Consider the following 11,396-nt stretch of genomic DNA (forward strand, 5'->3'; position numbering starts at 1 on the left):
GGAGGCGCGGTGCCAGCCGGCACCGCGCCTCCCGTCCGTCGTGTGCGTCCGTCAGTTCGGGTGCGTCATGGACAGCACGTCGAGTGCGCTGTCCAGCTGCTCCTCGGTGACCTCGCCGCGCTCCACGTGGCCCAGGGCGACGACGGCCTCGCGGACGGTGATGCCCTCGGCGACGGCGTACTTCGCGACCTTCGCGGCGGCCTCGTAGCCGATGACGCGGTTGAGCGGCGTCACGATCGACGGCGACGACTCGGCGAACGCGCGGGCGCGCTCGAGGTTCGCCTGCAGCCCGTCGATCGTCTTGTCGGCCAGCACCCGCGAGCTGTTCGCGAGCAGGCGGATCGACTCGAGCAGCGCCGTGCCCATCACCGGGATGGCGACGTTGAGCTCGAAGGCTCCCGACGCACCGGCCCAGGCGATGGTCGCGTCGTTGCCGATGACCCGTGCCGCGACCATGAGCGTGGCCTCGGGGATGACCGGGTTCACCTTGCCGGGCATGATCGACGAGCCGGGCTGCAGGTCAGGGATGTGCAGTTCGCCGAGGCCCGTGTTCGGCCCCGAGCCCATCCAGCGCAGGTCGTTGTTGATCTTCGTCAGGCTGACCGCGATGACCTTGAGGGCACCAGACGCCTCGACCAGGGCATCCCGCGCGCCCTGCGCCTCGAAGTGGTCGAGCGCTTCGGTGATCGGCAGCCCCGTGTCCTCGGCGAGGCGGGCGATGACCTGCTGCGGGAAGCCCGTCGGTGTGTTGATCCCGGTGCCGACCGCGGTGCCGCCGAGCGGGACCTCGGCGACGTGGGGGAGCGTGGCCTGCACGCGCTCGATGCCGAGTCGGACCTGGCGGGCGTAGCCGCCGAACTCCTGGCCGAGGGTGACCGGCGTGGCGTCCATCAGGTGGGTGCGCCCGGACTTCACGGCGTCGGCCCAGAGCGTCGCCTTGGCCTCGAGCGACTCCGCCAGGTGCTCGAGTGCGGGGACGAGCGTGCGGATGAGGGCCTCGGTCACGGCGACGTGCACCGAGGTCGGGAACACGTCGTTCGACGACTGCGACGCGTTCACGTGGTCGTTCGGGTGGACGTCCGTGCCGGCGATGCGGGTGGCCAGGGTCGCCAGGACCTCGTTCATGTTCATGTTCGACGAGGTGCCGCTGCCGGTCTGGTAGACGTCGACCGGGAACTGGTCGTGGTGCTCGCCGCCGATGATCGCGTCCGCGGCCTGCGCGATGGCGTCGGCGACGGCCGGGTCGACGATCCCCAGGGACCCGTTGACGACCGCCGCGGCCCGCTTGATGCGCGCGAGGGCGACGATCTGCGCCGGCTCGAGGCCGCTGCCCGAGATCGGGAAGTTCTCGACGGCGCGCTGGGTCTGGGCACGGTACAGGGCCGAGGCCGGGACCCGGACCTCGCCCATCGTGTCGTGCTCGATGCGGTACTCGCCCTCGGGAGTACCGTTCGTGGCTGTGGTCGCGGTGGTGTCGGTCACGTCGTCGTGGTCCTTCCTGTGGTGCGCCGGCGCGGTCGCGTCGGTGCGGTCGTGGTGTCCCGTCGGTGTCGGGACGGTCGTCGTCGGTGCCGGTCAGGCCTCGCCGACGACGGTGTCGACGGAGACCTCGCCGGTCCCCAGGTCGTAGGTCGCGCCGACGACGGCGAGCCGGCCCTCGGCGATGGCGTCGGAGACGACACCGGAGCGTTCGATCACCTGGCGGAGCGTGGCCTCGAGGTGCGCGGCGCCGACGGACTCCTGCGGCAGCTCGGCGTCGGTGGCGCGGACCTGCTCGACGCTCGGCGCGATCGCGTCGACCAGGGCCTGCAGGTGCGGCGCGGGCACGGGCTCGCCGGAGCGGGCAGCGGCCACGGCGCCGCACTTCGTGTGCCGGAGCACGACGACGAGCGGGGTACCGAGGGCGACGACCGCGAACTCGATCGACCCGAGCACGACGTCGTCGACGATCTGCCCGGCGTTCCGGATCGCGAAGAGGTCACCGATGCCGGCGTCGAAGACGTGCTCGAACGGCACGCGCGAGTCCGAGCAGCCGAGCACCGTCGCGAAGGGCGCCTGCGAGCCGGTGAGCTCCCCGCGGCGGTCCGGGTCGATCCGGCCGGTGCGGCGCTTGTCGGCGGCGAAGCGGGCGTTGCCCTCGACGAGCAGGCGGAGGGCGTCGGACGGGGTGGATGCGGCGCGGTCGGGCATGGTCTTCCTCGTGCTTCGGGTTCGGTCGGGCGGGGTCAGTTCGCGAGTTGCTCGGTGACGGCCTTCGCGACGGTCGTGAACGACGAGTCGTCGGCGGTGCCGGACAGGACGATGGTGTCGCGACCGAAGGTGTGGACGAGCGAGTACGCGTGGTTGCCGGCGTCCTTGCCCTCGTCACGGCGGTCGTACACGGTCCACTTCGTGCCGTCGATCGTGCGGTCGCCGGTGGCGGGCTTCTGGTCGAGCTGGTTCGCCACCCACGACGCGTTCGCATCGATGCCCTGCTGCAGGCCGATGTACTGGCGGTCCGGCGTGACGAGGCCGACGGTCCAGACCCGGACGCCGTCCGACGTCTTGTCCTGGAAGTCGGCGCGGTTCGAGGTGAAGCCGTCGGGCAGGTCGGGCGCCGCGAGCGTCACGCCGGGCACGTCCGCGCCGGCGGCCACCTGCTGGTAGTCGACCGAGCGGTCGACGGTCTGGTCGGGCCGGACGACGACGGCGACCAGGAAGAGCACGATGCCGAGCGACGCGATGAGCGCCAGGACGAGGTTGAAGGCGGTCTGGTGCTCGCGGCGGCTGCGGCGGGCGGCGTCCTTGCGGGCCCAGGTCTCCTCGGGGGTCTCCGGGCGGCCGAGCTCGGCGACGATCGGGCGTCCGTCGGGGTCGGTCACCGTGCCGCTCCGTCCTGGTCCGTCGGGGCGTCCGGGGTGCCCTCGCCGGTCGACGCGGCGCGGGCGGCGTCCAGGCGGGCACGTGCGCCGACGAGCCACTCCTCGCAGCGGGCCGCGAGTGCTTCGCCACGCTCCCAGAGGGCGAGCGAACGCTCGAGTGTCGCGGACCCCTGCTCCAGCTCGCTGACGACGCGCACGAGTTCGTCGCGCGCTGCCTCGTAGCTCAGCGACTGCACGTCGGACGGCACGGGTTCCTGCTGGGATGACACACCTCGATCCTACCGAGCACCCTCCGACGCGGCCGACCGCGTCCGAGGGTGTGGAGGACGGGCTACGGTGCCGAGGCGTCCGCGCCGGAGCCGTCCGGCCCGGGACCCTCCGGCTCCAGCGTGCCCGTCGCCGTGCCGGCACCGAGCGTGACGTGAACCGGGGTCACGCCGTCGAGGTCCTCGGTCCCGCGCACGACACCGCCGTCCTTCCGCTGCACGATCGCGTACCCGCGGCGCAGGGTGTCCCGCGGCGAGAGCGCACGGAGCCGTCCGGTCAGGTGCCCGACCTCGCTGTGCGAGCGCTCGAGCCGTCGGTCGAGCAACTCGCGGGCACGGGACAGGTCGCGGGCGACCTCCTCTGCCCGGGTGTCGACGAGCCACGCGGTCGACGCCAGTGCCGGGCGGGACCGGAGCGCTGCGATCCGGTCGGCCTCGACCGACAGGGTGTGCGAGAGCCGGAGGCCGAGCCGCGCCCGGGCCTGCCGCACGTTGGCGAGTTCCTCGGCCACGTCGGGCACCACGCGCTTCGCGGCGTCCGTCGGGGTGGAGGCGCGCAGGTCGGCGACCTCGTCGAGGATCGGGCGGTCGGCCTCGTGCCCGATCGCCGAGACGATCGGCGTCGTGGCGGCAGCGGCGGTCCGGACGAGCCCCTCGTCGCTGAAGCCGAGCAGGTTCTGGAAGTCGCCGCCGCCCCGGGCGACGATGATGACGTCGACCGTGGGGTCGGCGTCGAGCTCGACGATCGCGGCGGTGACCTCGCCGACGGCGCGTTCGCCCTGCACCGCCGTGTGCACGGTGCGGAACTCGACCTGCGGCCAACGCAGCTGCGCGTTCCGCTTGACGTCCTTCTCGGCGTCGGAGTCCTTGCCCGTGATGAGGCCGATGCGGTGCGGCAGGAACGGCAGACGCTTCTTGCGGGAGGGGTCGAACAGCCCCTCCTCCGCCAGGGTCCGGCGGAGCCGCTCCAGCCGTTCGAGCAGGTCACCGAGCCCGACGTGCTTCATCTCGACGACCTGCATCGTCAGCGAGCCGCCCTTGACCCAGTAGTTCGGCTTGACCGCGGCGACGACCCGGGCGCCCTGCCCCAGGTCGGCCGGCACCCGCGACCGCACGCTCGACCAGATCGAGAACGACACGGTCGCGTCGACCTCGACGTCCTTGAGCTTGCCGTACACGTTGCCGCCGGCGACGTTCCACTGGGTGATCTCACCCTCGACCCAGGCGGTGCCGAGCCGGTCGATCCAGTCGCGGAGCTTCGCGCCGAGCAGGGCGACGGGCCACGGGTTGTCGGCCGTCGGCGGGCCCTGTTCGATCGCCATGCCCACCATCGTGCCGCATGCCGGCGACAGCGCCGACCCGACCCTGCCACCCCGGCCTCGCTGCACCCAGGCCCCACGCCTGCCCGGCACCTATCATCGGGGGCGTGACGATCACCAACGGCCGCACGGTCCCGCTCGCCCCGCCCCGGGTGCACGCAGCGCGCGGTCGCCTGCGGGACGAGCCGGTCGCCGGCACCAAGAAGGTCCTGCTCGCCGCCCCCCGCGGCTACTGCGCGGGCGTCGACCGCGCCGTGGTCGCGGTCGAGAAGGCGCTCGAGCAGTACGGCGAACCCGTCTACGTGCGGAAGCAGATCGTCCACAACGTCCACGTCGTCTCCACGCTCGAGCAGCGCGGTGCGGTGTTCGTCGACGACGTCGCCGAGGTCCCGCGCGGCGCCCACGTCGTCTTCAGCGCCCACGGCGTCTCGCCCGCCGTCGTGGCCGGTGCCGCCGAGCGCGACCTGCACGCCATCGACGCGACCTGTCCCCTCGTCACCAAGGTCCACCGCGAGGCCACCCGCTTCGCGAAGGCGGACCGCACGATCATCCTCATCGGTCATGCCGGCCACGAGGAGGTCGAGGGCACCATGGGCCACGCCCCCGAGCGCACGATCCTGGTCAACGGCCCCGAGGAGGTCGCGGCGCTCGAGGTCCCCGACCCCGACAACCTCGTCTGGCTCTCGCAGACCACGCTGAGCGTCGACGAGACGATGGAGACCGTCCGGCTGCTCCGCGAGCGGTTCCCGTCGATCGAGAACCCGCCGTCGGACGACATCTGCTACGCCACGCAGAACCGCCAGGTCGCGGTGAAGAAGGTCGCACCGGACGCCGACCTCGTCATCGTCGTCGGCTCGGCGAACTCGTCGAACAGCGTGCGACTCGTCGACGTCGCCCTCGAGTACGGTGCAGCCGCCGCCCACCGCGTCGACTACGCCGAGGAGATCCGCCAGGACTGGCTCGACGGCGTCCGCACGGTGGGCGTGACCAGTGGCGCCTCGGTGCCCGAGGAACTCGTCACCGAGGTGCTCGAGCAGCTCGCGGACGCCGGGTACGGCACCGTGGAAGAGGTCGTGACGGCGCACGAGGACCTCATGTTCTCACTCCCCAAGGAGCTCCGCACCGACGCCTCGGGCAAGCCCACCCGCGCGCTCGGCGGGCGGCGCTCGTGAGCGGCGACTGGTCGTCGGCACCGGCCCGCGAGCCGGGTCACGTGGACGATACCGCGCTCGGCCGGGAGGCCCGCCCCGCGTCCGCCGCGCCGGCCACCGGTCGACGGGACGGCCGGGTCCACGGCACGCCGGCACCCGAGTACGGCGAGTACGCGCCCGCGGGGTGGGTGAACCCGGTGCTGGTCGAGCAGGAGCGGCAGGCGGCCCAGGACCGAGGTCGGGACGAAGCGCAGCGGCAGGACGCCGCCACGCGTCGCGCACCCGATCCGACCGGGTCGGGTCCCGACGGGCGTGACGCCCGACGGACGCACGGACCCGGGTCCCCTCGTGGTTCGAGTGCCGCTCCCACCTCCGCGACGACGAGCCCCTACGGCGCCTCGCGGCTCGACTTCGTGCTCACCGTCGGGCTGCTGTTCGTCGGCCTCTGGTCCGTCTTCGGCGCGCTGTCCACCGGCACGGTCGCGAGCGTCACCCGTGAGTACGTGGCGGGGCAGTTCGGCGAGATGTCCTCGCCCGCTGCCCTGTCCTCCGCCGCGGTCGTCCGCGTGGTGATCCTCGCAGTGGTCTTCGCCCTGGTCGCCTGGTGGTCGGTCCGACGCCTGCGTGCCCGCCGCTGGACGTTCTGGGTGCCGTTGGTCGGCGGGGTCGTCGCGAGCGCGCTCGGCGCCGTGCCGATGCTCGTCGTGGTGTTCCAGGACCCCGCCGTGCAGGAGGCGATCCGTCGGGCGTCCGGCGGGTAGGCGCCGGAGCGCGCCGTCGCCTACTCTGCGAGACCGCGCCGTCGCCTACCCGGCGAGGAAGGCCGCGACGGCGCCGTGCAGCGCGGCGAGGTCGTCCACGTGCACGAGCTCACGGACCGAGTGCATGGACAGCAGGCCGACGCCGATGTCGATCGTCGGGATGCCGAGTCGCGTCGCCGCGATCGGACCGATGGTCGAGCCGCCGGGGATCGTGTTCACGTTGACGAACGGCTGCCAGGAGACCCCGGCGGCGTCGCACGCGGCGGACCAGACGGCCTCGCCCTTCGCCTCGGTCATGTAGCGCTGGTTCGCGCTGATCTTCAGGAGCGGGCCGCCGCCCGGACGCGGGCGGTTCGTGGGGTCGTGCTTCTCGGGCTGGTTCGGGTGCACGAGGTGCCCGGCGTCGCTGGAGAGCAGCCACGAGGCGCGGAAGGCACGAGCGGCCTCGGACCGCGTCGCACCGAGCCCCTCCTGCACGCGGCCGAGGACGTCCTCGAGGAACGGCCCGCCGGCGCCGGACGGGGTCGACGAGCCGATCTCCTCGTGGTCGAACGCCGCGAACAGCGGCACGTGGTCACCGTCGGCCGGTGCGTCGATGATGCCGCGGAGCCCGGCGTGCACGCTCGTCAGGTTGTCCATCCGGCCGGAGGCGAGGAACTCCCGGTCGATGCCGATCCGAGCCGGCGCCTGGGTGTCCGCGAGGAAGAGGTCCCACGAGACCGCGTCGTCGCCGAGCCGGCCGCGGAGCCAGGCGAGCACGTCGGTGCCGCCGGCGGTGCCGTCCGTGCCGACGACCGGCAGCGTGTGGCGCTGGCGGTCGATCTCCTTGCCGTCGTTCACGCCGCGGTCGAGGTGGATCGCGAGGTTCGGGATCCGGGCGACGGCGTCGGTCGACACCAGGCGCACCGAGCCGTCGGCGTCGACCACGCGCCCGGCGATGCGGAGGTCGCGGTCGAACCACGTCGAGAGGAGCGCCCCGCCGTAGACCTCGACGTTGAGCTGCTCCCACCCGCCGACGCGCACGGCCGGGTTCGGCTTGATGCGGAAGCCGGGGGAGTCGGTGTGGGCACCGAGGATGCGGAACGGGGTGGTCGGGGTGGCACCCGAGGGCAGACGCCACGCGATGACGGCGCCGTCGCGGACGACCACGTACGCTCCCGCCTCGGTCGGCCAGGCGTCGAGCTCCGACAGCTCCGTGAACCCTGCCGCGACGAGCTGGTCACGCGCGACCGCGGCCGCATGGAACGCGGTGGGGGACTCGGTGACGTACTGGGCGAACGAGGAGGCGATGGCGTCGGTGGTCACCTGCCCATCGTGGCACGGGCGGTGGACTCGACCGGACGAGGAACGGGGCGCGTCCGTCGGACGCGCCCCGTTCCTCCCGACCGGGAGCCCGCGATCAGCCCTTGCTGTTGCCGGCCGAGCCGAGCACCTTGGCGGCCTCGACCACGCGGGCCGCCATGGCGGTCTCGGCGACCTTGCCCCAGGCGCGCGGGTCGTACTGCTTCTTGTTGCCGACCTCGCCGTCGATCTTCAGCACGCCCTCGTAGTTCCGGAACATCGAGTCGGCGATCGAGCGGGTGAACGCGTACTGCGTGTCCGTGTCGATGTTCATCTTGATGACACCGTTGCGGACGGCCTCGTGGATCTCGTCGTCGGTCGAGCCGGAGCCGCCGTGGAAGACGAGGTCGAGCGGGTTCTCGCCGGTGCCGTGCTTCTCGGCGACGGAGCGCTGGATCTCGCCGAGGAGTTCCGGGCGCAGCTTGACGTTGCCCGGCTTGTAGACGCCGTGCACGTTGCCGAAGGTCAGTGCCGCGATCCAGCGACCCTGGTCGCCCAGGCCCAGCGCGTCGACGACCTTCTCGACGTCGTTCGGGGTCGTGTACAGCGCGTCGTTGGTGCCCTCGTGCTGGACGCCGTCCTCCTCGCCGCCGACGACGCCGATCTCGACCTCGAGGATCGCGTTGATGTTGCGCGTCTTCTGGATCATGGTCTTCGCGATCTCGATGTTCTCGTCGAGCGGCACGGCCGAACCGTCCCACATGTGCGACTGGAAGATCGGGTTGCGGCCCTGACGGACCTCCTCCTCGCTCGCGGCGATGAGGGGCATGACGAAGCCGTCGAGGGCGTCCTTCGGGCAGTGGTCGGTGTGCAGCGCGACGGTGACGTCGTAGTTCTTCGCGACCTCGTGCGCGAAGCGGGCCATCGCGAGGGCGCCGGCGGCGCGGTTCTTCACGGTGTGCCCGGCGAAGTAGTCGGCGCCACCGGTCGTGACCTGGAGGATGCCGTCCGAGCCGGCCTCCTGCAGGCCCTGGAGGACCGCGTTGATCGTCTGGGAGGAGGACACGTTCACCGCGGGGTAGGCGAACTTGCCGGCCTTCGCTCGTTCGAGCATCTCGGCGTACTGTTCCGGCGTTGCGATGGGCACTGCGATCTCCTTCGACTGGTGGTTCCCCGCCGAGCCTAGTCAGGGCTCCTCGACGGGTTACAGCGTGCACGTCCGTGCACCCGTTCGGCCGGGCCGGAGCCCCGTCGGTAGGCTCTGATCGTGACTCCCACTACCCTGAAGTGGGCAGAGCACCGGCTCCCCGTCGGTAGGCTTCGGTCGTGACTCCCACTACGGAAACCGGCTCCCTGTTCCTCCAGCCCGACCGCAACCTGGCGCTCGAGCTCGTGCGTGCGACGGAGGCCGCCGCGATCCGTGCCCAGCCGTGGGTCGGTCGGGGTGAGAAGAACCTCGCGGACGGCGCCGCCGTCGACGCGATGCGCAAGTTCCTCGGCACGGTGAACTTCGACGGCGTGGTCGTCATCGGCGAGGGCGAGAAGGACGACGCCCCGATGCTCTTCAACGGCGAGCACGTCGGCAACGGCCACGGCCCGGCCTGCGACATCGCGGTCGACCCGATCGACGGCACCTCGCTCACCGCCGCCGGCCGACAGAACGCCATCTCCGTGATGGCCGTCTCCGACCGCGGGTCGATGTACGACCCATCGGCGGTGTTCTACATGGACAAGATCGCCGCCGGGCCCGAGGGCCGCGGGGTCCTCGACCTCGAGAAGCCGATCGGCGAGAACATCCGCGCGCTCGCGAAGGCGAAGCACAAGGACATCGAGGACATGCAGATCGCCGTCCTCGACCGCCCGCGCCACGACGAGCTCATCCGCGCGATCCGCGCCACGGGTGCCGGCACGCGCCTGCTGCTCGACGGCGACGTCGCCGGCGGCATCTCGGCGGCGCTGCCCGGGTCGAAGATCGACATGTGCGTCGGCGTCGGCGGCACCCCGGAGGGCATCATCACCGCCTGCGCGATCAAGGCGCTCGGCGGCGTCATCCTCGGCAAGCTCCAGCCGAAGGACGACGAGGAGCGCCAGAAGGCCCTCGACGCCGGACACGACCTCGACAAGGTCCTCGACCAGGACGACCTGGTGACGGGCGACAACACGTTCTTCGTCGCGACCGGTGTCACCGACGGCGTGCTCGTCGACGGGGTCCGCCGTTCGCGCGGTGTCATCCACACCGACTCGCTCGTGCTCCGCTCGCGCTCGAACACCATCCGCCGCATCCAGGCGGACCACCGCGCCGAGAAGTGGTTCTGATCCAGCCGGTGTGCTGACGTCCGACGTCGCGCGGAGGTCGGGACCGGACCACGGATCCGACGTCGAACCAGGTCGACCGACTGGTTCGATGTCGGATCCGTGGTTCGTCGGGCAGCGCGCGCCGGGCAGCGCGCGCCGGGCAGCGCGCGACGGGCCCCGCCGCGCGTCAGTCGTCGTCGAGGGCGCCGACGAGCTCGGGCGCGGTGAGCAGCCGCGGCTCGTCGTCGATCGTGCCCGGGTCGGCGAGCACCTTCGACTCGTCGAGCAGCGACAGGCGTCGGGCGCTCGGCAGCACCTGGCGCTCGAGCGACCCGACGAACCGGTTGTAGTCGACGACGGACCCCCGGATCGCCCGGCCGAGCTTGTCGACGTGTCCGCCGAGGGTCGCCAGGCGTCCGTAGAGCTCACGCGACACCCGGAACAGCTCGCGCGCCTCGGCGGTGACGACGTCCTGCTGCCACGAGAACGCCACCGTCTTGAGCACCGACCACAGCGTGACCGGTGACGCCAGGGCGATCCGCTTCCGGAAGGCGTGGTCGAGCAGGCCCGGGTCGGCGGCAAGGGCGCTCGAGATCAGCGACTCCGACGGGATGAACGCGATGGTCAACTCGGGCGAGGCGTCGTAGCCCGTCCAGTACTCCCGCGCGGCCAGGGCGTCGACGTGCGCTCGCAGTGCCTTGACGTGCTGCGCGATGAGCTGCTCGCGCCGAGCCCCCTCGGCCCCGGTCGCGCTCGCCGGGATCTCCGCCGCCCTCAGGTAGGCGCTGAAGGGGACCTTCGCGTCGACCGCGATCGTCTTGCCGCCCGGCAGGTGCACGACCATGTCCGGTCGGGCGGTGCCGGCGGCCGTAGTCACCGAGGACTGCACGTCGAAGTCGACCCGTTCGAGGAGCCCGGCCGCCTCGACCACGTTCCGCAGCTGCGTCTCGCCCCAGACGCCCCGGGTGCTGTTCGACGACAGCGCGCTCGCGAGCGTGTCGGCCGTGGCGCGGAGTCGTTCCTCGGACTCGGCGGCGGACCGCAGCTGGGCGGACAGTGCGCCGTACTGCTCGGTCCGCGACTGCTCGAGCTCGGCGATCTTCGCCCGCATCTGGTCGAGCGTCTGCGCGACGGGGCTGAGCGCCGACAGCACCTTCGACTCGCCCTGGGTCCGTGCCGCGTCGGCGCCGTGCATGCGCTGGACGAGGTGCTCGAGCTCGGCGCTGCGCCGCTCGAGGGAGTCGACCTGGCGGCGGTACTGGGCGTCCTGGGCGTCGAGCCGTTCCTCGGCGTCGGCGCGCACCGAGTCGAGCTGTGCACGCAGCACGTCGGCCGTCGCACGCGCTGCGGCGGCGTCGACGCCGGCGCGCGAGCGCGCGAGCGACCAGGCGACGACCGCACCGACGGCGACGCCGAGGACGAGTCCGATGACCAGCGCGAGGATCTGCATGACGCAACCGTG

At 72.3% G+C, this 11,396-nt stretch carries 11 protein-coding genes; 3 read left to right on the plus strand and 8 right to left on the minus strand.

The features are described from left to right. Positions 1-51: 51 nt before the first annotated feature. The 5 genes from C1N91_RS03750 to xseA form a co-directional block, all read right to left on the minus strand. Complete coding sequence (locus C1N91_RS03750; RefSeq protein WP_175415903.1) at positions 52-1,482, minus strand: class II fumarate hydratase; 1,431 nt, start codon at positions 1,480-1,482, stop codon at positions 52-54. A gap of 93 nt (positions 1,483-1,575) precedes the next feature. Beyond that, positions 1,576-2,190, minus strand: coding sequence for a carbonic anhydrase (locus C1N91_RS03755; RefSeq protein ID WP_137766656.1), 615 nt, complete (start codon positions 2,188-2,190; stop codon positions 1,576-1,578). Between the two features lie 35 nt (positions 2,191-2,225). Then, positions 2,226-2,861, minus strand: coding sequence for a DUF4245 domain-containing protein (locus C1N91_RS03760; protein ID WP_137766657.1), 636 nt, complete (start codon positions 2,859-2,861; stop codon positions 2,226-2,228). Beyond that, entirely contained in the window at positions 2,858-3,130 is a 273-nt protein-coding gene (locus C1N91_RS03765) for an exodeoxyribonuclease VII small subunit (RefSeq protein WP_137766658.1), read from the minus strand. Before C1N91_RS03765 ends, C1N91_RS03760 begins: the two co-directional genes overlap by 4 nt. A gap of 62 nt (positions 3,131-3,192) precedes the next feature. Further along, positions 3,193-4,449, minus strand: a complete 1,257-nt coding sequence (gene xseA / locus C1N91_RS03770) for an exodeoxyribonuclease VII large subunit (RefSeq protein ID WP_137766659.1) — start codon at positions 4,447-4,449, stop codon at positions 3,193-3,195. A gap of 104 nt (positions 4,450-4,553) precedes the next feature. On the opposite strand from xseA, the gene C1N91_RS03775 reads away from it, so the two are divergent. Both C1N91_RS03775 and C1N91_RS03780 read left to right on the plus strand, forming a co-directional pair. Then, positions 4,554-5,618 (plus strand): 4-hydroxy-3-methylbut-2-enyl diphosphate reductase, encoded by a 1,065-nt coding sequence (locus C1N91_RS03775; RefSeq protein WP_394587241.1) that lies wholly within the window; start codon positions 4,554-4,556, stop codon positions 5,616-5,618. 41 nt (positions 5,619-5,659) lie between these two features. Continuing rightward, the gene (locus tag C1N91_RS03780; protein WP_137766660.1) at positions 5,660-6,358 is read left to right on the plus strand and encodes a DUF6264 family protein; all 699 of its coding nucleotides are present in this window, start codon (positions 5,660-5,662) and stop codon (positions 6,356-6,358) included. 45 nt (positions 6,359-6,403) lie between these two features. On the opposite strand, the gene C1N91_RS03785 is transcribed toward C1N91_RS03780, so the two are convergent. Continuing rightward, positions 6,404-7,663 (minus strand): M18 family aminopeptidase, encoded by a 1,260-nt coding sequence (locus C1N91_RS03785; RefSeq protein ID WP_137766661.1) that lies wholly within the window; start codon positions 7,661-7,663, stop codon positions 6,404-6,406. Positions 7,664-7,757: 94 nt separating this feature from the next. Continuing rightward, positions 7,758-8,786: a class II fructose-bisphosphate aldolase gene (gene fbaA / locus C1N91_RS03790; RefSeq protein WP_058728103.1), complete on the minus strand. Its 1,029-nt coding sequence runs from the start codon at positions 8,784-8,786 to the stop codon at positions 7,758-7,760. A 179-nt stretch (positions 8,787-8,965) separates the two neighbouring features. Between fbaA and glpX the strand changes: the two genes are divergently transcribed. After that, positions 8,966-9,955 (plus strand): class II fructose-bisphosphatase, encoded by a 990-nt coding sequence (glpX, locus tag C1N91_RS03795; protein ID WP_081984693.1) that lies wholly within the window; start codon positions 8,966-8,968, stop codon positions 9,953-9,955. A 166-nt stretch (positions 9,956-10,121) separates the two neighbouring features. On the opposite strand, the gene rmuC is transcribed toward glpX, so the two are convergent. After that, positions 10,122-11,384, minus strand: coding sequence for a DNA recombination protein RmuC (gene rmuC / locus C1N91_RS03800; RefSeq protein ID WP_137766662.1), 1,263 nt, complete (start codon positions 11,382-11,384; stop codon positions 10,122-10,124). Positions 11,385-11,396 lie beyond the last annotated feature (12 nt).

This window comes from Curtobacterium sp. SGAir0471 (assembly GCF_005490985.1).
GTDB lineage: Bacteria > Actinomycetota > Actinomycetes > Actinomycetales > Microbacteriaceae > Curtobacterium.